Source organism: Nonomuraea sp. NBC_00507 (genome assembly GCF_036013525.1).
GTDB lineage: Bacteria > Actinomycetota > Actinomycetes > Streptosporangiales > Streptosporangiaceae > Nonomuraea.
Genome location: NZ_CP107853.1, coordinates 9,954,998 through 9,979,596, shown reverse-complemented (window position 1 = coordinate 9,979,596; position 24,599 = coordinate 9,954,998). Strand labels below are relative to the sequence as shown.

At 66.7% G+C, this 24,599-nt stretch carries 17 protein-coding genes; 10 read left to right on the top strand and 7 right to left on the bottom strand.

Translation table 11 applies throughout. The features are described 5' to 3' along the window. Complete coding sequence (locus OHA25_RS48055) at positions 1 to 852, bottom strand: carbohydrate ABC transporter permease (RefSeq protein ID WP_327583525.1); 852 nt, start codon at positions 850 to 852, stop codon at positions 1 to 3. 377 nt (positions 853 to 1,229) lie between these two features. On the opposite strand from OHA25_RS48055, the gene OHA25_RS48050 reads away from it, so the two are divergent. Continuing rightward, on the top strand, positions 1,230 to 2,324 hold the full coding sequence (locus OHA25_RS48050) for a LacI family DNA-binding transcriptional regulator (protein ID WP_442941974.1): 1,095 nt from the start codon (positions 1,230 to 1,232) through the stop codon (positions 2,322 to 2,324). Positions 2,325 to 2,490: 166 nt separating this feature from the next. Here the strand turns inward: OHA25_RS48050 and OHA25_RS61705 are convergent, their stop codons facing one another. The 6 genes from OHA25_RS61705 to OHA25_RS48020 all read right to left on the bottom strand — a co-directional run bounded on the left by OHA25_RS61705 (position 2,491) and on the right by OHA25_RS48020 (position 8,874). Then, on the bottom strand, positions 2,491 to 4,077 hold the full coding sequence (locus OHA25_RS61705; protein WP_442942241.1) for a carbohydrate binding domain-containing protein: 1,587 nt from the start codon (positions 4,075 to 4,077) through the stop codon (positions 2,491 to 2,493). 148 nt (positions 4,078 to 4,225) lie between these two features. Next, positions 4,226 to 4,993 (bottom strand): peroxiredoxin family protein, encoded by a 768-nt coding sequence (locus tag OHA25_RS48040; protein WP_327583523.1) that lies wholly within the window; start codon positions 4,991 to 4,993, stop codon positions 4,226 to 4,228. A 2-nt stretch (positions 4,994 to 4,995) separates the two neighbouring features. After that, complete coding sequence (locus OHA25_RS48035) at positions 4,996 to 5,826, bottom strand: carbohydrate ABC transporter permease (RefSeq protein ID WP_327583522.1); 831 nt, start codon at positions 5,824 to 5,826, stop codon at positions 4,996 to 4,998. An 8-nt stretch (positions 5,827 to 5,834) separates the two neighbouring features. After that, a complete protein-coding gene (locus tag OHA25_RS48030) occupies positions 5,835 to 6,794 on the bottom strand; it encodes a carbohydrate ABC transporter permease (protein ID WP_327583521.1) in 960 nt (319 codons plus the stop codon). After that, positions 6,794 to 8,083 (bottom strand): ABC transporter substrate-binding protein, encoded by a 1,290-nt coding sequence (locus tag OHA25_RS48025; protein ID WP_327583520.1) that lies wholly within the window; start codon positions 8,081 to 8,083, stop codon positions 6,794 to 6,796. The genes OHA25_RS48030 and OHA25_RS48025 overlap by 1 nt, the downstream gene beginning before the upstream one ends. After that, a complete protein-coding gene (locus OHA25_RS48020; RefSeq protein WP_327583519.1) occupies positions 8,080 to 8,874 on the bottom strand; it encodes an NAD-dependent epimerase/dehydratase family protein in 795 nt (264 codons plus the stop codon). The genes OHA25_RS48025 and OHA25_RS48020 overlap by 4 nt, the downstream gene beginning before the upstream one ends. A 272-nt stretch (positions 8,875 to 9,146) precedes the next feature. On the opposite strand from OHA25_RS48020, the gene OHA25_RS48015 reads away from it, so the two are divergent. The 9 genes from OHA25_RS48015 to OHA25_RS47975 all read left to right on the top strand — a co-directional run bounded on the left by OHA25_RS48015 (position 9,147) and on the right by OHA25_RS47975 (position 24,565). Beyond that, on the top strand, positions 9,147 to 10,199 hold the full coding sequence (locus tag OHA25_RS48015) for an ROK family protein (protein WP_327583518.1): 1,053 nt from the start codon (positions 9,147 to 9,149) through the stop codon (positions 10,197 to 10,199). Then, on the top strand, positions 10,196 to 11,341 hold the full coding sequence (gene dgoD / locus OHA25_RS48010) for a galactonate dehydratase (RefSeq protein WP_327583517.1): 1,146 nt from the start codon (positions 10,196 to 10,198) through the stop codon (positions 11,339 to 11,341). Before OHA25_RS48015 ends, dgoD begins: the two co-directional genes overlap by 4 nt. A gap of 898 nt (positions 11,342 to 12,239) precedes the next feature. Next, positions 12,240 to 14,933 (top strand): ricin-type beta-trefoil lectin domain protein, encoded by a 2,694-nt coding sequence (locus OHA25_RS48005; RefSeq protein ID WP_327583516.1) that lies wholly within the window; start codon positions 12,240 to 12,242, stop codon positions 14,931 to 14,933. 154 nt (positions 14,934 to 15,087) lie between these two features. Continuing rightward, the gene (locus OHA25_RS48000) at positions 15,088 to 18,627 is read left to right on the top strand and encodes a ThuA domain-containing protein (RefSeq protein ID WP_327583515.1); all 3,540 of its coding nucleotides are present in this window, start codon (positions 15,088 to 15,090) and stop codon (positions 18,625 to 18,627) included. Between the two features lie 68 nt (positions 18,628 to 18,695). Next, a complete protein-coding gene (locus tag OHA25_RS47995) occupies positions 18,696 to 20,369 on the top strand; it encodes a ThuA domain-containing protein (RefSeq protein WP_327583514.1) in 1,674 nt (557 codons plus the stop codon). 297 nt (positions 20,370 to 20,666) lie between these two features. Continuing rightward, positions 20,667 to 21,026 carry a glycoside hydrolase family 20 zincin-like fold domain-containing protein gene (locus tag OHA25_RS47990; RefSeq protein WP_327591151.1) on the top strand — a complete coding sequence of 120 codons (360 nt, stop codon included), beginning with the start codon at positions 20,667 to 20,669 and terminating at the stop codon, positions 21,024 to 21,026. Between the two features lie 499 nt (positions 21,027 to 21,525). Next, the gene (locus OHA25_RS47985) at positions 21,526 to 22,818 is read left to right on the top strand and encodes a trypsin-like serine peptidase (RefSeq protein ID WP_327583513.1); all 1,293 of its coding nucleotides are present in this window, start codon (positions 21,526 to 21,528) and stop codon (positions 22,816 to 22,818) included. Next, on the top strand, positions 22,815 to 23,174 hold the full coding sequence (locus tag OHA25_RS47980; protein WP_327591150.1) for a CAP domain-containing protein: 360 nt from the start codon (positions 22,815 to 22,817) through the stop codon (positions 23,172 to 23,174). Before OHA25_RS47985 ends, OHA25_RS47980 begins: the two co-directional genes overlap by 4 nt. 485 nt (positions 23,175 to 23,659) lie before the next feature. Next, on the top strand, positions 23,660 to 24,565 hold the full coding sequence (locus tag OHA25_RS47975; RefSeq protein WP_327583512.1) for a neutral zinc metallopeptidase: 906 nt from the start codon (positions 23,660 to 23,662) through the stop codon (positions 24,563 to 24,565). Positions 24,566 to 24,599 lie beyond the last annotated feature (34 nt).

Here is a 24,599-nt window from a genome sequence, read left to right as displayed (position 1 = left end):
TCAGATTTCCTTCCGCATGCCGCGCAGCTGGACGGCGTAGGCGATGATCATCGTGATCACGCCCATGACGATGGCGATCGTCGCCGAGTAGTCGAACCGTTGCCCGGCGAAGGACAGCGAGTAGGCGTAGAGGTTCGGCGTGAAGTACGTCGTGATCGCGTTCGGCGCAAGGCTCTTGAGGACGCTCGGCTCGTTGAACAGCTGGAAGCTGCCGATGATCGAGAAAATCGTCGCGATGACCAGCGCCGCTCGTAACGCGGGGAGCTTGATCGCCCAGACGATCCGCAGCTGCCGCGCACCGTCGATCTCCGCGGCCTCGTACAGCGCGGGATCGACCACTCGCAGCGCCGAATAGAGGATCAGCATGTTGTAGCCCACGAACTGCCAGGTCACGATGTTGCCGATCGACGCGAGGATCAGATCGGGTGACAGCGGATCCGGAAGGGAGATCCCGAACGACTCGTTGATGTTGCCGATCAGGCCGAAGCGAGTTCCGTACATGAAGCCCCACATCAGGGTCGCGACCACCGCGGGCACCGCGTAGGGCAGGAATACGGAGATCCGGAAGAAGCCCGCCCCGTACAGACGCCCGCTGTCGATCGCCAGGGCGAGCAGAAGCGCGAGGAACAACATGATCGGGACTTGCACGGCCAGGAACATCGCCACCCGGCCGAAGGCGGACCAGAACTGCGCGTCGCCCAACGCCTCGGTGTAGTTGTCGGCTCCGACGAAGGTGGTTCCGCCGATCAGCCGGGTACGGAACAGGCTCAGGTAGATCGAGTAGCCGATTGGCGCGAGGAAGACCAGCGCGAACACCGCCATGAACGGCCCGACGAACTGCCAGCCGATCAATGATCGCCGTCTCGAGGCCGACGGCCTTCCGACACCTAGAACCCCTGCCTGTGGTGCTGAGACCACCGCTTCACTCCTCGCTACTCGAACGCTGACAGCACCGCGTGGTCACGTGACCATCGACTAGTGGTCACGTGACCATTGACCAACTCGACGCATCGACCGAATCTCGTGGTCACGTGACCATCGAGCCCGACTCGACGCGCCGACCGAAACTGTGCTCAGGGGTGCCATTGCCTGGGCGTGATGGTCACGTGAACATGATGCGGTAGCGTGGCACCCGTCACAGTGAGAAGTCAAGGTTTCTCGCACGTTAAATCTTCCGCCCGAGCCTTCAGCGGACGGCGACGAGCGGACGGACAGGAGCGAAGGGGTCGATGGACCTGAGTGAACAGGGACAGCAGGATCCTGGTCCTGCGGTAAGTGCACAGCGAGACGGCTCGGCCATACCGGGCGGGCACAAACAGCACGTCACGAGGGCCGACGTGGCCAAGCTTGCTGGAGTTTCGCCTCAGACCGTGTCAAGAGTCGCCAACGGCCATCCCAGCGTGATCGGTTCGACCCGGGAGCGGGTGCTTGCGGCGATGCGGGACCTGGGCTACCGGCCCAACAGTGCCGCGCGCGCCCTGCGATACGGGCAGTTCAAGACCATCGGCGTGATCCTCTACAGCCTCTCCGCCACCGGCCACAGCGAAACCGTGGGAGCGATCGCGACCCAGGCTGCGGCCGAGGGATACGCGATCACGGTGATCCCCGTCGACGTCCCGACCCAGGACAGTGTGCTGGGCGCCTTCACCCGGATGGGCGAACTGGCCGTCGATGCCGTCATCGTCTTCATCGAGGTCCGCCTGCTCGACGCAGGCACCGTGAAGTTGCCGCCCGGCGTGCGCGTGGTCATTGTGGACTCCGACGCCGGCGACCGTTATCGCGTGGTCGACACGGACCAGGCCGGCGGCACCCGGCATGCCGTCAGTCACCTGCTCGAACTCGGACATGAGACCGTCTGGCACGTGACCGGCCCGGAGACCTCGTACGCTAGCCAGCGCCGAGCCCGGACATGGCGGACCGTGCTCGAGGAAGCCGGACGGCCCGTGCCACCGCCCCTGCACGGCGACTGGACGGCCGCATCGGGCTACGCGGCCGGCCTCAAGCTCGCAGAAGAGCCGGGCTGCACCGCGGTGTTCGCCGCCAACGACCACATGGCACTCGGCCTCCTGCACGCCTTCCAAGAACGAGGCAAGGCCGTCCCCGGCGACATCAGCGTGGTCGGCTTCGACGACCTCCCCGAATCCGCCTTCTTTGCCCCGTCCCTGACCACGGTCCACCAGGACTTCGCCGAGGTGGGCCGGAAAAGTGCCCAGGAGGCTTTGCGGCAGATCCGCGAACACGACGTCCCGCGATCCGGCACTGACCTCGTACCCACGCGCCTGGTGGTCAGGCGCAGCACTGCACCACCGCCCCTGAAGCGGTAAGGGGGAGGCACGGCCGAGCTCATGTAAGGGTCATGGCAGACGCTGCGCACGCAACTACGCGAGTTCGCGGGGTTCTCCGGGACGAAACGCCCGTTGCGCCTGGTCCAGCGGGCTCGCGTGGGTGCGGTCCGGCGGCCTGAACCCTGGGGCCGCTGGGGCCGGTTGGTCAGGACTTGGTGACGGTGATGTCGTCGCAGTAGGCGTAGCCGCTGCCGGTGTGCTTGTAGCAGTAGATGGTCGCCTGTGTGTTGCCGGAGCCGGTGGTGAAGAACACCGAGCCGTTGGTGTACGCGGTGTCGGTGATGGACTTGTACGCGGCCGCGCCACCGTAGTTCTTCACCCCGATATGGACCTCCTCGCCGGCGGTGGCGGTCTTCGCCCAGCCTGCCAATCGGTACGTCGTGTTCGGGGAGACGGTGATCCGCTGCTCCGCCGAGGCGGGTGCCGGGCCGACACGCAACGCCTGGGTGCCGGAGTGGGCGTTGCCGGTCACGACGGACGCGCCGTTCCAGGCGTACCAGGGCGACAGCGAACCGGTCTCGAATCCACCATTGCTGACGGTGCCGCAGGTGGCGTCGTTCTGGGTCGAGCGCTGGTGGGCGCCGATGTCGGGCGCGCAGACGGCCGATACCCGGTTGCCCCAGTAGTCACGACCGCCGTTGCCGGCGATGACCTGCCCGGCGCCGATCGCCGGCGAGTCGGCGGCGATCTGGTAGCCGGTTACAGAGTTCCCGCCGGGGGCCACGAGCTTAGGATCAGTGGCGAGCTGACCTGAAGGTCCTCCGGGATGGTTGCCGTAGAGGATGTTGTTGGCGAACTTGTAGTGGTCGGCCGTATAGCTGTATCCGCCGCTGCCGTGGTTGACGATGATGTTGTTTGCGATGGTCAGGTGCGTGCCGGAGCTGTACTCCTCAATGATTTTCGTGGTGGAGCCCGGGGGCAGGTAGACGGTGTTGTTGTAGAAGGCGGAGTCGCCGATGGCGCCGGCGCCCATGATGATCCGGGACTTGTCGTTCTGGCTGACGTTGTAGCGGGCCACGGCGTCGCGCGTCTCGGATGTCCCGCCGCCGCAGCCGCAGTAGAGGATCATTCCGCCCTCGTTGTCGTGGCTGTAGTTGTACTGGTAGAGCGTTCCCTTGGTGCCGTAGTCGGCGTCGAAGGCGTTGCCGTCATTGGTGCCAGGCGCGCGCCGTACACGGTAGACCTCGTTGAACTGGAAGGTGACGTTGTCGGCGTTCCACGCCCAGAGGCCGGCGTTGGCCTTGGGCGACCGCATGGCGATGTCGTAGAGGACGTTGTGCTCGGCGAGCCCATTCTGGGTGTACTGCATGACGACACCGTCGCCGCCGGTGTCGTGCACAGTGTTGTTGCGGACGATGAAGCGCGTCCACGGGTAGTAATTGTCCACGCGGTCCGGGCAGCGGTCCCAGTTCGTCGTGGCGCGGCATTTCCACGTGGTCGACATGTTGATGCCGGACCGGTCGACGGCATAGACCTCGTTGCCATCGAGGACGACGTCGTCGAACTTGGTCTTGGTCTTGTTGCCCAGCACGTCGAAATGGATGCCGGAGCTGCCGCCCAGATCCTTGGTGTCGTCGCCGTTGACGTCATGCACCGTGAGGTTGGTGAGCCGGTAGTACGTACCGGTGCCGATGTCCTCGAGCGTTATGTAGACGCCGCGGCGGTTGTCGACGGCGGCGCCCTTGTTGGTGACCTCGAGGTTGCGGATCTCCCAGTACTGCTGGTTGTGCAGACGGACGGCGTCAGATCCGCCGCCGCCGGCGATATGTGGCTTGGCGCCGGTGCCGTAGGCGTCGATGACGATGGGTGCGCCCGGAGCGCCGGATCCCCACGGCGCGAGCCTGCCGTTGCAGGTTGTGCCACGCTTGAACAGGATCTGATCACCCGCACTGAACGTGCGGTAGGTGACGCTGGACAGGGTGTTCCAGGGGCTGGCCTCCGTGCCGGAGCCATTGCCGGCTGCGGAGCAGTCGACGTAGAAGGCCGTGGCGGCGGCCGCGGGGCTGGACGCGGCCACGGCGGTCAGCACAGTGGCGGTGGCGAGCGTGGTGAGGACAGCGAAGGCCGTCCGCCACCTGGGAGGTGGGACGGACATGGGGGTGTCTCCTAGCGTGTGGAGGTGGCGGGGGCAGCAGGGCTTGCAGGGTGAGGGCGAGGTCCTGAGCGGCGGCTACAGTGCCGCGCCAGCGGTGCCGGATGACGCCGTCGGCGGTGACGAGCAGCGTGTCCGGCGCGGTGGCCACCCCATAGGCCCGGGCGAGAGTTGCGGTTTCGGTGGGCGCGGCAATGGCGATGGAAGGTGGGCGCAGGTTCCAGTCGTGGCTGAAGTTGACCAAGTCGTCTGCGCCCGCCCGGCCGGTGGCGTCGACGATGAGGATGCTGAGGCCCGCATGGCCGTATTGGGTGGCCATGCTGCGCAGGACGGGGATCTGGCTGCGAGAGGCGAAACCGGCCGGCGCGGTGGGGTCGAGGAACGCCAGCAGCAGCGGGCCTCTGGCCGGGAATTGGCCGCGACGGCCGTCCAGTAGCGTGATCGACAGCGCCACGGGGGTGCCGCCGACCGAGGGAACGGGTGGCGCGGCGCATCCCGGCGCGCAGGCGAGCGCGAGTGCCACAGTGATGGCGAGGACGGTACGCGGGATCGTCATGGCTACTTGCCGATCCCCACGGTCATGCCTTCGATGATGCGGCTGCCCATCCAGGCGAACAGCGCCACCATCGGGGCCAGGATGATGCACATTCCGGCGAACATGGTCCCCCAGTCCAGCCCGTTGAGCTGCTGCATCTTCACGAAGTTGACCAGCGCCACCGGCAGGGTGATCTTGTCGTCACTCTGCATGAAGGCGATCGCGAAGAGCGTCTCATTCCACGCGCCGATGAACTGCAGCAGGAACGCGGTGATCAATCCGCCCCTGGCCACGGGGAGGATCACCCGCCTGAACATGTACAAGGGACCGGCCCCGTCGATGGAGGCCGCCTCCTCCAGCACCATGGGGACGCCGGAGAAGAACCCGGTCAGCAGGTAGACGGTGAACGGCAGGGCCAGCGCCACGTAGATGAGGATGAGTCCGGTGTAGGAGTCGACCAGGTCCACGGCGGCCAGCCCGACGAACAGCGGGACCAGCAGCACCTGCCCCGGCACGCCCAGGCCCATGATGAACGACATGGTGATCGCGCCCGAGACCTTGGTACGGCGGCGCGCCAGCATGTAGGCGGCGGGCGCCGAGATCGCCACCGCGGCCACGGACGAGATCACCGAGACCATGACGCTGCTCAGCGCGGCGGCGCCGAAGCCGCCGCTGGTCCAGGCATTGGCATAGTTGCCCAGCTCGATCGCACTCGGCGGCGCGAACGGGCGGTCGAAGATGTCGCCGGTCTCCCGCAGCGACGTAAGAAAGATCCACAAAAGCAGCAGGAGGTCCGCGATCACAATCAGCCAGACCAGCGTCAGGCCGACCCCGCGCACTGGGAATCGATTCACGCGCGCTCCTAGTACTGGATCGGGTCACGCCGCATCAGGCGGCGTAGCACTACGGTGAACAGGCCGACCATGAGCAGACTGACCAGGGCGGCCGCGGAGGCGAGCCCGAGCTTGGGGACAGACCCGGTCGGGAAGGCCGAGACGTAGACGTACATGGCTGTGGTCCAGGTCTGCGTCGGCGGCTGGCCCGAGGTGCTTCCGCCGAACAGCAGGATCAGCTCGAAGACCTTCACCGACGACACGGTCCACAGCACCGCGCATACCGTGATCACATCCCAGGCCAGCGGGATGGTCACGAGCCGTAGCTGCTGCCAGGCCGTCGCGCCCTCCAACTCGGCCGCCTCATACAGGTAGCGGGGGATCTGGTCCACGGCGGCCATGAGAATGGTCGTGTAGTAGCCGGTTGCGGTCCAGATCGTCGTGGCGATGATCAGCGAGAAGATGTTGTCGGTCGACAGCCACTTGGGCGGGGTGTCCACCCCGGCCCAGCCGAGCACCACGTTGACGGGGCCGTCAGGGCTGAAGACGAAGCCGGCCACCGCGCCGAAGACCAGCGCGTTGACCAGACAGGGAAAGAAGAGCACCGATCGGGCGAACAGCTTGGCCTTCATCTCACGCAGCACCAGCGTGAGCGCGAAGCTGAGGACAAAGGTGGTCAGGCCGCCGACGACGAGAATCTTCAGGGTGTTGCCCACCGAGGTGGTGAAGGTCGGATCATCCCAGAGCATCCGGTAGTTATCCAGGCCTCGCCACTGCTTGTCTCCCATTCCGTCCCACTTGTACAGGCTTGTCCAAGCCGCGTATGCGATGGGGGCCAGGAACAGCGCGCCGTACGTGAGCACGGCAGGCAGGACGAACGGCCAGAACAACCGCCGCCGCTCCCGGTCCAGCGGAGCTCGCCCACGCCCCCGGACCCGGGGGGCGGCGTGCGCCGCCCCCGGGCGCCGGGTCGTCAGGGAGGACGCCATCAACCCGCGACCTTCCAGTACTGGACATGGGCCGCCTTGGCCTTGGCCACGAACTGCTCCGCAGTGATCTTGCCGTGCCAGAGCTCCAAGAAGACCGGGAAGACGACCTTGTCGCCGTATTCACCGGGAACGTTGTCCATGATCCACCGGACGGGTTCCTCGCTGAGTGCCTTCTGCACGTCTTGCAAGCCGGCAGGGGCGGGGATGTCCGCGCGGGGAGTGATGTTGCCGGCCTCGGTGGCGATCTTCTCCAGGCGTTCCTTCTTCAGGAAGTAGGAGATGAACCGCTTGGCCGGGTCAGGGTTCTTCGCCTTCTTCGGCACCGAGAAGCCGAACAGGATGGCATCGACCTCGGTGTTGCCGCCCTTGGTGGTGGGCATCGGGAAGTAGCCCGTCTTCCAGTCGGCGCCGACGAGCGGCTTGACCTCGGTGGGCACCCAGCTGCCCTGCATGAGGAGGGCGGCCTTGCCCTTGGCCCAGTTGGTCTGCTGGGCAGGGTACTTGCTGGCGTCGTACCCCTCGATCAGGTAGCCGCCCTTGACCAGCTGCTCCACCCGCTTGACCGACTCCAGAGCGCCGGGGTTGTCCCAGCCGCCGCCGGTCTTGTCTTCGAAGATCTTCCTGAGCGTGCCGGCGCCGTTGTCGCGGACCAGCAGGTAGTCGAGGGTCAGGAAGTTCTCCCAAGCCGAATCTCCGTCGGAGGCCAGGCACGCTTTGCCCTTGGCCTTGAGGGTGTCGCAGAGCTTGATGAGCTCCTCCCACGTGCCGGGCGGCGTGGCCAGGTCGGGGTCGGCCGCGTTGTAGAAGAAGCCGGCGGAGACCAGCTCGTACGGCACGAGCCACTTGTTGACGCCCGCCGGGTCCTTCGGCAGCCCCTCGACGTACTTGGCGTCGATGATCTCCGATACCTTCTTGCCCTCGCCGGGCACCTCGGAGTCGTAGACCGAGGACAGGTCGGCGGCCTGTCCGGCCAGCGCGGTGGTGGCGACCACGTCCGCTCCCTGGTCCCACAGGTCGGGTGCCTTGCCGGCGGCGATCGCGGGACCGATCTTCTGCCGGACGTCCCGGCCCTGCCACTCAACCGTCACCTTGACGCCGGTCTCGGCCTGGAACTTGTCGATGGCCGCCTTGATCACCTTGGCCTGCGGCTCGTCCACCCGCCACATCGACCAGTAGGTGAACGCGCCGGCGTTACCGCCGCCGCTACTGGGCTGACCGCAACCGGCCACTACCGCCCCTAATGCGAGCGTGGCGATCCCCGCCAGCGCGCGACGTCGGGTTGTGCTCATCGGACTCCCCCTCCAGGGATGGTGTTTTCGGTCTCGTCGAACAGCCGGCACAGCACCTCGGTCGGAGGGCCGGCACCGACGGCTTGTGATTCGCTGTCGTCGCGGGGGTGGTAGCCCAACTCATCGCGAGCTCGAGTAATGTCCCAGTGATGGCGGGAGTTGGCGGATACGCCGGTGTAAACCCCGTAGGGGACAGGAGCGGTCAGGGCTGCCTCGAACAGCTGGACGGCGTCGCCATCAGACAGCCACATGCCCAGATGCCGTTCCTCCACCAGCGGCCAGCCGACCAGGCCCAGTCGCAGGCAGATCACGCTGGCGCCGGTCGACTCGGCGTGATGGCGGCCCAGCGTCTCGATCACCACCTTGCTCAATCCGTACGGGCAACACGGCCACGGAGGAACGTCGTGTGGGACCGGCCGGTACTGCGCGCGGTTGTACTCTCCGATGGCGTGCACGGAGCTGGCCAGCACCACGCGAGGCACTCCCGTGGCTGCGGCAGCGTCCAGGAGCCACTGAGTGCTGACGATGTTGGCCCGGTACGCCTGATCCCAGCCGATGCGTGGATTGGCCGACCCGGCCAGGTGCACCAGAGCCGCCGCACCGTGTAGCGCCTCGATGGCGGCACCCGGTTCGGTGAGATCCGCTCGGACGTAGTCCTCGGCGGTGTACGCCTCCCGGTCGAGCAGACGGAGGCGATAGCGAGATGCCAGCGCGGGACGGATCAGCTGCGCCACCCGGCCCAGCCCGCCGGTGACCACCACCGTGGGGCGGGTCTCAGCATGAGCGGCCAAGGTCCCCTCCGGTAACACATGCGTCATCTCTTGGACCGGTATTCTTTTTCGATCGCGCATGTATGTCAAGAGTCTTGACGCAGATTGGGCGTCGAGGAGCTAAGGTAGGCGCCATGACGATGCCTAGTGGTGGATCACTTCAGTCTCTGCGGCGAACGAATCAGGAGGCCATCGTTGCTCTGTTGCTGGAGCGTGGCCCAAGCCACCGTGCTGAGCTGGCACGTTTGTCGGGCTTGTCGCGGACATCGGTTTCCACCATCACCTCCGAACTTTTGACGAATCAACTGATCGTCGAGCACGATGAGCACCCGTACCCGGGCGTCGATGGGCGTGCCCGCGGCTTCCTGGCGGTCAACCCCGCGGCCGGGAGCGCCGCCGGCCTGGACTTCACCCTGCGCCATGTCTGGGGCCACCTCACCGACCTGGCCGGCACACCGGTCGCCGATGTCGGCCGGGCCGTACCGGCCGACAGCACCTGGCAGCAGCGTCTGGCCGTCGGACTCGACCTGCTTGACACGCTTCTGGAGGACGCGGGACAGGACCACCGAAGGCTGATCGGTGTCGGCGCGGGCGTGCCCGGACAGATAGAACGTGGCACCGGCGTGGTCGGACCGTCCTTGCCAGGCCAGGCGTGGGCCGGAGTCAACGTGGCCGAGGAGTTCGGCAGGCGCCTGACGGCACCGGTACTCGTGGAGAACAACACCCGGCTGGAAGCCGTCGCCGAGGTCACCTGGGGCGTCGGCCGAGATGCGAAGCACGTGTTCTACATAGGACTGTCCTCCGGGATCGGCACCGGTCTGTTCTTCGACGGCAAGCTGCACCGGGGCGCGTGGGGCGGCGCGGGGGAGCTCGGACACGTCTCCGTCGACTTCGATGGTCCCGCCTGCCCCTGCGGCAACCGGGGCTGCCTGGTGCAGTACGCCGCGATCCCCGCCGTGCTCCACGCGCTACGTGTCCACCTCGGCCCCGACGCCACGACCGAAGACTTGCAAGCGGCCATCGCCACTGGTGACCGCGCTTGCCTGGGCGTCATCGCCGATGTCGGCCAGATCGTCGGGCGCGTGCTGGCTAACCTGTGCAACCTGCTCAACCCCGAACGCATCATCATCGGCGGAGAGCTCTCCCTTGCTGGTGACCGGCTGCTGGATCCCATGCGCGCCAGCCTGCGCAGGCACGCGATGACCCCGGTCCGCGACGTCGACATCGTCGCCGCCCAACTCGACCTCGGCGCACGCGCGGGCGCCCGCGGCGGCGCCGCGCTGGTGCTGCGCGAAGCCGGCAGCCTGGCAGCCGCCCTCCTGGCCACCGAAAGGACCCCCGTATGAAGATCGTCGGCTTTGAGACGTTCCTGGTGCCCCCTCGCTGGCTGTTCCTGCGCGTCGACACCGACGAGGGCATCACCGGCTGGGGCGAGCCGATCGTGGAGGGCCGCGCCGAGACCGTCCAGGCCGCAGTGGCCACGCTCATGGAACTTCTGATCGCCAAGAATCCGCTGCACATCGAGGAGCACTGGCAGGTGCTCGCCAAGGGCGGCTTTTACCGGGGCGGCCCGGTGCTGTCCAGTGCCCTCGCCGGCATCGATCAGGCGTTGTGGGACATCAAGGGCAAGTACCACGAGGTGCCCGTGCACGAGTTGCTCGGCGGGCCGGTGCGCCAGCGGGTTCGGATGTACACCTGGATTGGCGGCGACACCCCGGACGACTTGGCCGACGACGCTCGGGCAAAGGTCGATGCCGGGTTCACCGCCGTCAAATGCAACGTGTCCAGTGCGCTGCCACCGGTGCCCGGGGCGGCCGAAACCCGCGCCATCGTCGACCGCCTCTCCGTGCTCCGCGAAGCCGTCGGCGACGAAGTGGACATCGCACTGGACTTCCACGGCCGCTTCACCAGTGCGGCCGCGCGCCGGATCCTGCCGCTGCTCGAACCGCTCCTGCCGCTGTTCGTCGAAGAGCCCGTACTTCCAGAGTTCTCCCGTGACCTGCGCCACGTCACAGAGTCCACTTCGATCCCCATCGCGGCAGGCGAACGGCTGTATTCGCGCTGGGACTTCCGTGACGTGCTGACCACGGGGATCGCCGTCGCGCAACCGGACCTGTCGCACGCGGGCGGCATCTCCGAGGTACGCCGCATCGCCGCCGCCGCCGAGACCTACGACGTGGCCCTGGCGCCGCACTGCCCGCTGGGGCCGATCGCGCTGGCCGCGAGCCTTCAGATCGACTTCGCGGTGCCCAACTTCCTCATCCAGGAGCAGAGCCTGGGCATCCCCTACAGCACCGGCAACGATCTGCTCGATTACCTGGTGGACCCGGCCGTGTTCGCCTTCAGCGATGGCTACGTCGATCGGCCCGTCGCGCCGGGGCTGGGTATTTCGGTCGACGAGGATGCGGTACGACGTGCCGCGGAGCTCGGGCACCGGTGGCGCAACGCGGTGTGGCGGCATGCCGACGGGAGCTTCGCCGAGTGGTAGACCTGCTACGCCAGGAACGCCGTCGCCGCGGAAGCGGGCAACCTCGTCACCCCCGTCGTGTTGCCCGAGGTTCTCGACACGGCGCGCCGTCTGGACGTGCCGGTCCTGTGCGGCGCGCCACTTTCTCATGTCAAAACCTCCAGGAGGGCACGGCGTGTGGGCAGGTGGCAGCCGTACGGATCCGGCGATGCCAGCTCCTACCCCTTCCAGGAACCCAAGTGGTCCGAGATCAACACCGGCGGCCATCTTCAGCGTCACCTGCCGGCCTTCGCCGGCGGCGGTCTCACCACCGGTTTTGGTCCCGGAGCCGCAGCCGGCAAGGGTGAGCCTGGCGGCGAGGCCGAGTCTGGCCGCGCCAACGAGCTTGTTGTTCACCGTCTAACCGCCTCTCGTGGGGGTGCGCAGTTGGTTCGTACCTGCGCGGGAGGCTGCCCGGGGACTGGAGGTGCCAGAGCTCCGCAGTTCAACGTCGTGGATCGCTTGGAAGAACTGGGCATCGATGGGACCGGTGGGGTGATCGTGAGGGCCTTGCTTAGATATGAGCAAAATCTTTGCTATCAGCGCAAGAACGAGCTTTCAAGGCCCAATTCGGCGAGCGGCTACAGCGTGTGCACATAGTGACAGTGCTGAGTCTCTGCGTAACAGCTGTTGTTTTGTCTTCAACCATCTATAGCTTTCATTGATTTTCGGCGAAAGGTCTGGGCAAGTAACGAAAACCGCCCTATATTACGGCGAAACGCCGCGTTAACTTCGCCACCCCCCAGCGGATTGGTGCCGGCATGCTTCGTCAAACCTTGGCCTTACACTGCGCCGCCGTCCGAACCATGTTCTGGTCGTGCCGCCTCGTCCGGACGGTGCCGAGCACAAGCTGATCGTCTCTGTCCTGGGAGGTCATGCCATGTCACACACCCGCGCCCTCCTCTCTTTACTCCTCCTCGTCTGCCTGGTCCGCGTTGTGACCGTGACGCCGGCGGCCTCCGCCGCCACGACCATCGGCCCGGTCACCGGATTCGGCGTGGCAGGCGACACGTTCACGATCACTGCGGGCTCCGCCAAGGTGCGGGTGGACTTCGCCCGCGCAGACATCTTCCGGTTATGGCTCGCCCCCGACGGCACGTTCACCGATCCGGTCGGTGGCCAGCTCGCCACGACGACGGAGTTCGGTCCGGTGAACCCGGCCTTCACCGATGCGGGCGACCACTACCGGATCACGACGAGCGCGCTCAACCTGCGGGTGTACAAGTCACCGCTGAGGTTGGCGCTCTACAAGGCCGACAACAGCACGCTGATCTGGTCGGAGACCACGGGCCTGACCTGGGACGGAGCCGCCGCCACGCAGACCCTGTCGCGCGGCGCCGACGAGCAGTTCTACGGCACCGGGCTGCGCCTGGGCGCCTGGGCGCTGCGCGACAAGAGCGTTCCGGTGCGGGTCACCAACAGCTGGAAGGAGAACAGCAGCGCCAGTCCCGCCCCGTTCTACATCTCCACCAGCGGGTACGCGGTCATGCGCAACACCTGGCAGCCCGGCCAGTACACCTTCGCTTCTCCGGTGACAACCAGGCACGAGGAGAACCGGCTGGACGCCTTCTTTTTAGTCGGCGACACCCCCAAGAACCTCCTGGGCGACTACACCGACGTCACCGGCAAGCCGTTCCTGGCCCCGATTTGGGGCTTGGAGCTGGGCAACGCCGACTGCTGGTCCACCTACAACACCCCCGCGGGGGCCGGGCCGCAGAACCGGCTCGGCCACCTGAAGACCCCCGACGTCATCGCCTACGCCCAAGACGCCCGCGCCGAGGACATGCCGTCGGGCTGGTTCCTGCCCAACGACGGCTACAGCTGCGGGTACGAGGACCTGCCGCATGCGGTGACCGAGCTGAAGAAGCTCGGCTTCCAGACGGGCCTGTGGACCGAGAGCAGCCTGTCCACCATCGGCTGGGAGGTCGGTACGGCAGGCACCAGAGCGGTCAAGACCGACGTCGCCTGGGTCGGCGGCGGCTACAAGCGGGCCTTTGACGGCGTGCAGTCCGCGGTGAACGGGATCGAGGGCAACGCCGATGCCCGGCGGTTCGTCTGGACGGTCGACGGCTGGGCCGGCACCCACCGCAACGCGGTCGTGTGGACCGGCGACACCTCCGGCACGTGGAACGACATGCGCTGGCACGTCCCGGCCATCGCCGGCGCGGGTTTCTCCGCCTTCAACTACGCCTCCGGCGACGTGGACGGCATCTACGCCGGCTCCGGCCCGACCTACGTCCGCGACCTGCAGTGGAAGGCGTTCACTCCGGCGTTCATGACGATGTCCGGCTGGGGAGCCACCAACCCGACTGCCGGTTACACCGACAAGCAGCCCTGGCGATGGGCCGAGCCGTACCTGTCGATCAACCGCAAGTACCTGAAGCTGAAGATGCGGCTCATGCCGTACTTCTACACCCACGCACGCCACGCCGCCGACACCGGCGTACCGACCGTACGCGCCATGCCGCTGGAGTTCCCCGCCGACCCGACCGCCCGCGGCGACCTGACCAGCCAGCAGTTCATGGCGGGCGAGGCCTTCCTCGTGGCGCCCATCACCTCCGACACCTCCGTCCGCGACGACATCTACCTGCCCGCAGGCACCTGGACCGACTACTGGACCGGCAAGACCTGGAGCGGGCCGGGCTGGCTGGACGGCTACAGCGCACCGCTGGACAGGCTGCCACTCCTGGTCAAGGGCGGCTCGATCGTGCCGATGTGGCCGCAGATGAACCACAGCGGCGAGAAGCCGCTCACACCGATCACCTTCGACGTCTACCCGCGCGGCTCCTCCACCTTCACCCTCTACGAGGACGACGGGATCACCCGCGCCTACCAGAACGGCGCATCCGCCCGGCAGAAGGTCGACGTCACCGCACCCGCCCAGGGCAGCGGCGACATCACCGTCACCGTAGGCGCCTCCCAGGGGAACTTCACCGGCAAGCAGACCTCCCGCGGCTACCAGCTGGACCTGCACATCAGCGCCGCCCCGACGGCGGTGACCCTGGACGGCGCGACACTCACCGCCCACGCCACCCGCGCGGCCTTCGACGCGGCGGCCACCGGCTGGTTCTTCGACACCGTGCTGCACGTCAAGACCGGCACCAAGACGACCAGCGCAACGTTCACCGTCGTCGCCTCCGGCGCCACCCTGCCCACCGCGACCCAGGCCAACGGAACCCCGCCCAGCGGGCAGACCAGCGGCCCGATCCGCGGTGCCGCCAGCGGGCGATGTGCCGACGTCCCCGGTGCCAGCACCGCCGACGGCACCCAGTTGGTGCTCTGGGACTGCCATGGCGGCGCCAACCAGACCTGGTCCAGGCCGGGTGACGGCACCATCCGCGCGCTCGGCAAGTGCATGGACGTCCGCGGTGGCAGCAGCACCAGCGGGACGAGCGTCGACCTGTACGCGTGTAACGGCGGTGCCCACCAGAAGTGGACCTACGACACGGCGACCCAGACATTCCGCTCCCTCGGCAAGTGCCTGGACGCCTTCCAGGGCGGCACAGGCAATGGCACCAAGCTGATCATCTGGGACTGCACAGCCGCTCCCAACCAACGCTGGACGCTTTCCTAGCACGTCAATCCCGACGGCACGCTCACCGGCATCGGCGGCAAGTGCCTGGATGTCAAGAACGGCGCCGCCACCGCAGGCTCACCGGTGGTCCTGTGGACCTGCCACGGCGGCGCCAACCAGAAAGTGGATTCTCTAGCCCGACAGGACACCCCCCATGCGAAAGACGTTATCCGCCCTCCTCGCCCTCACCCTGACCCTCCTGTTCAGCCCCGTCCTGCCTGCGCAGGCGGCGGCGCCCCTGTTCAAGGCGCTGCTGTTCACCAAGACGGCCGCCGGTGCCTACCGGCACGACTCCATCCCCGCCGGCATCGCGATGTTCCAGAAGCTCGCGGCGGACAACAACTTCCAGCTCGACCTGTCCGAGGACGCCAACGTCTTCACCTCGGCCACCCTGAGCAGCTACGACACCATCATCATGTTCCAGAACTCGGGCATGGTCTGGGACACCGACGCCCAGCGCCAGGGCATCCAGAACTACGTGGCGAGCGGCAAGGGCATCGTCGCCATCCACAACACGACCGACATGAACATCGAGTCGCAGTTCCCCTGGTGGGACCAGGTCGTGATGGGTGGCGCGCACATGACCGCGCACTCGGCCACCGTCCAGGGGACGGCAAAGGTCGCCGACAAGGTCCACCCCTCGACGAAAGGGCTGCCGGACCGGTGGGTGCGCACCGAGGAGTGGTACAACTTCGACAAGAACCTGCGCGGCGACGTCCACGTGCTGGTGACCGCGGACGAGACGACCTATGACGCCGGCCCATCGAAGATGGGCCACGACCACCCGATCTCGTGGTGCCGCGAGGGTCAGCCCGCGAAGGTGTGGGCCACAGCCATGGGACACCAGACCTCGTCCTACTCCGAGCCGCTGTTTCAGCAGCACATCCTGGGCGGCGTGAAATGGGCCGCGGGTGCCGAGGCCGGCTCCTGCGGCGGCACGGTTGCGAACCGCTTCCAGAAGGTCACCCTCGACAACCAGCCCGCCCAGCCGATGGCCCTGGACGTCGCGGCCGACGGCCGGGTCTTCTACGTCGAACGCCTCGGCAAGGTGAAGATGATCACCAGCGAGGGCGGCGTGAACAAGACCACCACGCTGGCGACGCTGAACGTCTACACCGGAGGCGAGGACGGGGTCCTCGGCATCGCCGCCGATCCTGCCTTCACCACCAACAAACGTATCTACATCACCTACTCGCCCACCGGCACCGCTGAGATCGTCCGGGTCTCCCGATTCACATTGAACGCGGCAGGGACCGCCCTGGACATGGCCAGCGAGCAGAAGATCATCGAGATTCCGGGCTGGCGCACGCCCGAACCCGGCCACAGCGGCGGGAACATCGAGTTCGGGCCCGGCGGCAACCTCTACATCGGCGTCGGCGACGACATCAAACCGTCGGAGTCCGACGGGTACACCCCGATCGACGAGCGGCCGGGCCGCGAGCGGTTCGACGCCCAAGGCACCGCGGCCAACACCAACGACCTGCGCGGCAAGATCCTGCGGATCCATCCCGAGGAGAACGGCGGCTACACGATCCCGAGCGGCAACATGTTCCCGTCCGGCACCGCGAAGACCAAGCCTGAGATCTACGCCATGGGCTGGCGCAACCCGTTCCGGTTCAACGTGGATCCCGTGACCGGCTGGATCTCTGCCGCGGACTACGGGCCCGACGCGGGCACCGCCAACGCCAACCGCGGTCCGGAAGGCATCGTCGAATGGAACCTGATCAAGGAGCCAGGCAACTACGGCTGGCCCTATTGCATCGGTGCCAACACGCCGTTCAACGACTTCACCTTCCCCAGCGGGCCGTCCGGACCGAAGTTCAACTGCGCGGCACCGGTCAACACCTCGCCCAACAACACGGGGTTGCAGACCCTGCCCGCCGCCAAGGCCGCTACCGTCTGGTACGACTACCACGCTGGCTCTCCGTACCCGGAGATGGGGACCAGCGGCGGAGCCGCGCCGATGGGCGGACCTTTCTACCACTACGACGCCGCCAGCACCTCCGAGCGGAAGTTCCCCGCCTACTACGACAAGACGCCGTTCTTCTTCGAGTGGAGTCGCAACTACATCCGCGAGATGCGGCTGGACGATAGCGGCAACCTGCTGAAGATCAACAACTTTGTGCCCGGCTTGAACCTGCGCTCGCCGATGGACATGGACTTCGGGCCCGACGGCGCGATGTACTACCTCGACTGGGGCATCGGCTGGTTCGAGGACCACCCCGACGACGGCGTCTACCGGGTCGACTACGTCAACGGTAACCGTTCCCCGCTGGCGAAGATCGCAGCCACTCCGGATTCCGGGCAGCCGCCGCTGCAGGTCGCCTTCTCCTCGGCCGGGTCCGCGGACCCCGACGGGGACGCGCTCACCTACGCCTGGGACTTCGACGGGAACGGCACCACAGACTCCACCGCCGCCAACCCGACCTTCACCTATAACGCCAACGGCACGTACACGGCGCGGCTCACCGTCCGCGACCCCGGCGGCAAGACCGGCTCGGCGACCACCGACATCACCGTCGGCAACACTAAGCCGAGCGTCCTGCTCGAGGAGCCGCCCAACGGCGGATTCCTCGGCTCCGGCCACACGATCAACTACCGGGTGAAGGTCACCGATCCCGAAGACGGCACCGCGATCGACTGTTCCAAGGTCTCGGTGCTGTATGCGATCGGCCATGACGAGCACAGCCACGACGTCAGCACGGTCAACGGCTGCACCGGCTCATTCTCCACCGACAACGGCGGCCATGATGCGACCTCCAACTTCTTCCATGTGCTGCTGGCGAAGTACACCGACAAGGGAGGCCTGGTCGGAACGGCCAATGTGAAGCTTCATCCGATGCACAAGCAGGCCGAACACTTCACCAGCTCGTCCGGGATCCGGGTGGTCGACCAGGCCGGAGCCGAGAACGGCAAGCGCATCGGCGACGTCTCGAACAACGACTGGATCGCCTTCGACCCGATCAACCTCAAGAACATCACTTCCGTGTCATTCCGGGTTTCCTCACCGGCGAACAACGGCGGCTCGATCGAACTGCGCAGCGGTTCACCCACCGGTCCGCTCGTCGCCGGCCAGACAGTCCCGAGCACCGGCGGATGGGACACCTACGTGTCACTGCCCGCCGTACCCGTGACCGATCCCGGTGGCACGAAGACCCTTTACGCCGTTTTCAGGTCCCCGGTCAACTCGCCGTTCGACCTGGACTCCTTCACGGTCGACGGGCCGGGCGTGGGCATCCCCGGCAGCGGCGGCTCCGGCCCGGTGAACAGCGGCGTCTACACGCTGACCGCCGTCCACAGCAGCAAGGTGGCCGACGTCAGCGGGAATTCCACCGCTGACGGCGCCGCCGTGGTTCAGTGGCCCGGCAATGGCGGCGCCAACCAGCGGTGGAAGGCGACCGACGCGGGCGGCGGCGCCTTCACCCTGGCCGCTGCCCACAGCAACAAGTGCCTGGACGTCAACGGTGCCTCCACCGCCGACAACGCGCTGATCCAGCAGTGGGCATGCTGGAGCGGCAACAACCAGAAGTGGACGTTCGAACCCGCCACCGGCGGCGCCTTCCGCATCGTCTCGGTCAACAGCGGCAAGTGCCTGGACGTACCCGGCGGCTCCACGGCCGACGGCGCCCAGCTCATCCAGTACACCTGCGGAACCGGCAGCAACCAGCAGTGGAAGCTCACCCGGATCAGCTGACGGACGACTCGCCACGGCCGGCGGCGCCTGCCAGATGCCGCCGGCCACACCCCGAAACGGACGTGCTCATGAGACGCATGGCAATCCTGACCGGCGCAGTCCTGCTGGCCGGCGCCCTGCTCACTGCTCCAGCGCAGGCGGAGCCGTACAAGATCCTGGTCTTCTCCAAAACGGCGGGGTTCCGGCACGACTCGATCCCCGCCGGCGTACAGGCGATCCGCGACCTCGGCGCAGGCAACGGCTTCACCGTGAATCACACCGAGGACGGCGCCGCCTTCACCGCGTCCAACCTGGCGCAGTACAAGGCGGTGGTGTTCCTCAACACCACCGGCGACGTGCTGAACGCCACCCAGCAGACGGCCTTCGAGAGTTACATCAAGGGAGGCGGCGGGTTCGCCGGTGTGCACTCGGCCGCCGACACCGAGTACGACTGGCCCTTCTACGGCGGCCTGGTCGGCGCGTACTTCCGCAGCCACCCGGCGACCCAGCAGGCCCAGGTGAAGGTGGAAGATCGCGCCCACGCCTCCACCGGGCATCTGCCCGCGACCTGGACCAGGACCGACGAGTGGTACAACTACCGCACCAACCCTCGCCCGGACCTGCACGTGCTCGCCACCCTGGACGAGGGCAGCTACTCCGGCGGCGACATGGGCGACCACCCGACCTCCTGGTGCCAGCCGTACCAGGGTGGGCGTTCCTGGTACACCGGTGGCGGGCACACCATCGCCTCCTACGGCGAGCCCGCCTTCCGCACCCACCTGCTCGGCGGCATCCACTACGCTGCGGGCGTCTCCAAGGCCGACTGCCGACCGGAGAACGACTACACGAGGCTGCTCGACACCACCACCGGATGGAAGCAGGCCGGCCCCGGCGGGTTCGCCTACGCCGACGGAACGCTGAGCTCCTCCGGCGGAATGGGCCTGTACTGGTACCAGGCTCGGGAGTTCAGCTCCTACTCGCTCAAGCTGGACTGGAAGCTCACCGGCGACGACAACTCCGGCGTCTTCATTGGCTTCCCTGCCGGCGACGACCCGTGGTCGGCGGTGAACAACGGCTACGAAGTGCAGATCGACGCCACCGACGCGCCAGACAAGACCACCGGCGCGATTTACGGGTTCAAGGAGCCGGACATCGCCGCCAGGGACACGGCCCTGAACCCGCCAGGGGAGTGGAACACCTTCGAACTGCTCGTCCAGGGCGAACGGCTGCAGGTCTTCCTCAACGGCGTGAAGATCAACGATTTCACCAACACCGATCCGGCCCGCAGCCTCGCCCAGGGACACATCGGGCTGCAGAACCACGGCGACGCCGATCACGTGTCGTTCCGCAACGTGCGGATCAAGGCAGCGGGATCCGGTCCTCGCCAGGGGCAGATCACCGGCGTCGGCGGCAAGTGCGTCGACGTCAACGGGGCCAATCCGGCGGACGGCACGAAGATCCAGCTGTGGACCTGCAACGGCACGGCGGCGCAGGCGTGGACGCTGCCGGGTGACGGCACGATCAGGGCGCTGGGCAAGTGCATGGACGTCAAGGGTGGAGCGACCGCCAACGGGACCCCCGTCCAGGTGTGGACGTGCAACGGCGCCGATGCTCAGAAGTGGACGGCCCAGGCCAACGGGTCGCTGCGCAACCCGCAGTCGAACCGCTGCCTGGACGCCTCCGGCGGCTCCAGCGCCGACGGCACCCAGCTCATCATTTGGGACTGCCACAGCGGGTTCAACCAGAAGTGGACCCTGCCCTGAGCGGGACCTGCCATCCCCGGTCCGCTCACCCGAGCGGACCGGGGAGCGTACAGAAGAGGACGCCCTCACGAAAGTCATGGCCATCGCCGGGCTGGCCGCCGCGTTACTCACCGCTCCCGTGCGGGTGCAGGCTGCATCCCTCAGTGACGTGCTGCCGGTGCCCGTCTCAGTGCAGCCGGCTAGCGGTACGACTTATACGGTTCCGCCTGGCGTGAGCATCCGAGGCAGGGTTGGCTCCGGCGGCGGACCTCGGCGCCTACCTGGCCGGCGTCCTGCGACCGTCCACCGTGCTATGCGCTGCCGGTCTCGGCCGCCGGTTCCGGCTCTCCCACCAGTGGCATCTCGCTCCTCCTCGGTGGCGCGGACGCGAGTATGGGATCACAGGGTTACCAGCTCGATGTCACCTCTGGCGCGGTGGTGATCCCCGCGCAGACGACCATCGGGCTCTTCAACGGGGTGCAGACCTTGCGGCAGCTCCTGCCTGCGGACATCGAGAGCTCGACCGTGCGCCCCGGTCCGTGGGTCGTGCCGGGCGGCCACATCGTGGACTACCCCCGCTTCACCTACCGGGGGGATGATGCTCGACGTCGCCCGGCACTTCCTCCCGGCCCCCGCCTGGTCAACGTCGCCACGGACGCGTCGCTGTCGATCGGCTAGGAGTTCTCCGGCACCCGCCCACCGACCGCGTTAATCCTCTACGGCGCCTACACCGACTCAGGCGATCAATGGATCATCCTCACGCCTGGGCGAGGCTAAAGATCATCCGAGTTCGGGCAGGTACAGCAGCCTCTGCGGTACGCCATCCCGTCCAATTGTTTACGGGCTGAGTTCCGATGGGTCCAAGAACCTGCGAAATCCCGTAATCCACCCGCGTGACCGGACTCCTTTCTGGTGAAGGAAGGGAGTTTTGATGAATAGAGGGCAGTTGGGTCTGGTGTTGCCGCTGGTAGCGCCTGGAGCTCTTCGCGCCGCGGGCACCACGCCCGTCCTCCTCGCCGTCTCCCGGCGGTCGAGAGGCCACGCGGTGGATCAGCAGCCCTGAGCACCTCACGCCGAGGCGTATGCGGAGTGCCACGCCATGCGCCTTGTTTCCCTGATCCCTTTCCTGACGTTTGGGGCGCAAGAGGCGTTCCACGACAGACCAAGGAGTTCCCCTTTGAACCGCATCCTCGCTGCCGGCGGCGTCCTCGCCACCGCCGGCCTCCTGTCCTCGGCACTCATAGCCCCGGCTCAGGCCGCTCCCGAAGGAGCACCCGCGTCCGGTGAGCCGGTCGCCGCCAAGGACGCGTACGAGGTCGTCTCGTTCTGGCTGGCGAGCAACGGTAAGGCCCTGAAGGACTCTGAGGAGTACCACCCGGACTACAAGGTCAACACCCACACCGCTCGCCTGAAGTCCACGGGTGCTCCCGCCGCCGATGGCAGGCCGGGTGTCATCCCCGCGATCGGCGACGAGAAGACGAAGACCGCCAGGTCCAGGAACATCAACCTGCCCAAGACCGTGGGCAAGGTGTTCTTCGTCCGTGACGGCAAGCTGTACTGGTGCTCGGCCACCTCGGTGCAGTCCAGGTACCGCAACCTGGTCGCCACGGCCGGCCACTGCGCCTACAACACCGTCGACGACGGCCACGTCCTGGACCACTGGGTGTTCGTCCCCGGCTACTACCAGGGCAAGGCCCCGTGGGGCATTTATGCCGCCAAGCAGGCCTTCACCCACTACGACTTCGACGTCTATGAGGACTTCGACCGCGACTACGCCTTCGTCTCGGTCTACAACGGCCTCAAGGTCAAGCTGGTCGGCAAGGGCAGCAAGGCGGAGTACGACGCCTACCTCGGTCCGAAGTGGACCTACAACGGCCAGTGGCACTACGCCGTCCTGGAGGACGCCGGGCGTCTCGGCGACGCCGTCGGCGGTCAGGGGTTCGCCTACAACATCACGCCGGGCAAGAAGGTCTACGTGTTCGGCTACCCGGCCGGCGAGCACCCCGACGGCGACAAGCCCTACACCGGCCTCACCCCGAAGTGGTTCTACGGCACGACCGGCAAGACCGTGACCGACGCCGCCCTGAAGATCGAAGAGCAGATCGCGCTCAAGGGCGCGGCCACCTACGGCTTCGACGGAGGCCCCTGGCTGCTGAAGTACAGCAACAACAAGCGCCTCGGCTACGTTAACGGCGTCACCTCCACCTTCATCGACGCCGACAAGAACGGCCGCTACGACCAGATCGGCTCCCCGTTCTTCGACGGAGAGACCTACAAGATCTACACCTCCGCCGCCAACGTCTGGTCCGGCAGCATCCTGCCCAAGGACCCGAAGATGCCGAACCCGAGGCCCACCGAGGGATCCCCCACGCCACCGGCGCCGTCATCCAGCCCCACCAAGACGCCCACGGCGCCCCCGCCATCATCGGGAACGGTCGGCACGGCAGAGAGAACGAGGTCGTCCGCCTGACCAACATCGAGCGAGCCAAGGGCGGCTGTAAGCCGCTCACCCACGACCCGCAGCTGCGCGCCGCCGCTTTCGGCCACTCCGACGACATGGCCAAGAACAACTACTTCAGCCACCAATCCAAGGACGGCCGCAGCTTTGTGGACCGCATCAGGGGAGCCGGGTTCACCGGAGGATCGGGCTGGGCGGAGAACATCGCCAAGGGCCAGTCGAACGCGGCCTCGGTGGTCCAGAGCTGGATGAACAGCCCTGGTCACCGCAACAACGTCATGAACTGCGCCTACACCCTGATCGGTGTCGGCCTGGCCAAGAATTCCGGCGGGACGAACCACTGGACGCAGGTCTTCGCCGCCAAGTAGTCCTGCCCGAGCGAGGCACGTAGCGGCTATCTCATCGGCTTTGTGGGAGGGCACCTCTATCCCGAGTGCCCGCAAGGAGTCGGCCACCTTCGCCAGGGGCTTGAGAAGCGCGTCTCGCCTTTTCGGCCTGTTCGGCGACGTGCACCATGGGGACGAAAAGGAACGCAATCGCCGAGCCCGATCAGCACTCGAACAGGGGTTCCGAGGCTTGTGGTCCACGGTGTGTCCCTGGTCTTCGGTCATGGTTCGGGGCGGCCAATCGGAGCCAGGACGACGGTCAAGTGAGCATGTCCCGGCTCGCCGAATGCTCCAGCATGTCGTTAAAGAGGCGGATCGACTGGGTCAAGAGCCATCGACATGGCCGAACCCGGCTGCCAACCATGAGGGGACGGCCGCTTCATTGGCGGTCTGCACATCTCGGAAGGAGATCTCCGCAACCCGAAGGGGCGAAGACGCAGGTCATAGCCCTGGGAAAAGGAGATGGAATGAACGAGAAGCAACGGCTCATGTTGCTCGGCCCGGCATTTCTTGCCGCTCTCGCTTATGGGTCACCGGCGCTGGCCGCCGAAACGCCCACCGAATCCGAATCCACAGCCGCACCCGCTACGGAAAGCCGGACAGGGACGGGTACGGGGGCGAGGCCGACCGAACCCGACCCCGCAGACCAGTCCAGCGACTCGGAGTCCCAGTCCAGCGACTCGGAATCCCAGTCCAGCGACTCGGAATCGGCTCCGGACTCGGCTCCCGGCTCCACCGGCCCCACCGCCGGCGAGGAACCGTCCGAGCTGACGATCCTGGAGCAGCCCGGCGAGTCCACGTCCATTCCACAGACGCGCCTCCGTATGGGCAAAAACGAAAGGGACGCGGTGCAGATCGTCAGCTCGTTCTGGGAGAAAAACATCACCGGCCGGTACAAGCCTCCCACGGTGTGGGGCCCGTACCATCCCGCTGATCCGCCCATGTGCGGTGACGAGCGGCTGAAGCCGAACAACGTTTATTACTGCTCCTCGGACGACTACATCGCCTGGGACAAGAACTACATCAAAGGAAACCCGGAGCGGGACGGAAACACCTTTCCCTACGTGGCGATTGCTCACGAATGGGGACACGCCATCCAGGAGCAGCTCCGCCCGCACCAGAGAGCCCAGATGGGCTACCGCTACGAGCTCCAGGCTGACTGCTTCGCCGGCGCGGCACTCATCGGATCCCTCTATCAGGGTCGACTCGACTGGGATCGCAGAGATCCAGAGAGGATTGCCAACGCTCTCGAAAGCATCTCCGACGATCTTCCCGAAGCGAACATAGATCATCACGGCACTGCTGAACAGCGCATCGACGCGTTCGAGCGCGGTAAGCAAGGCACCCAAGCCTGCCTCGCCAAGCAGCCCTAACCCTCCCTCATCAACCGATCATCCGTGGCGGGCG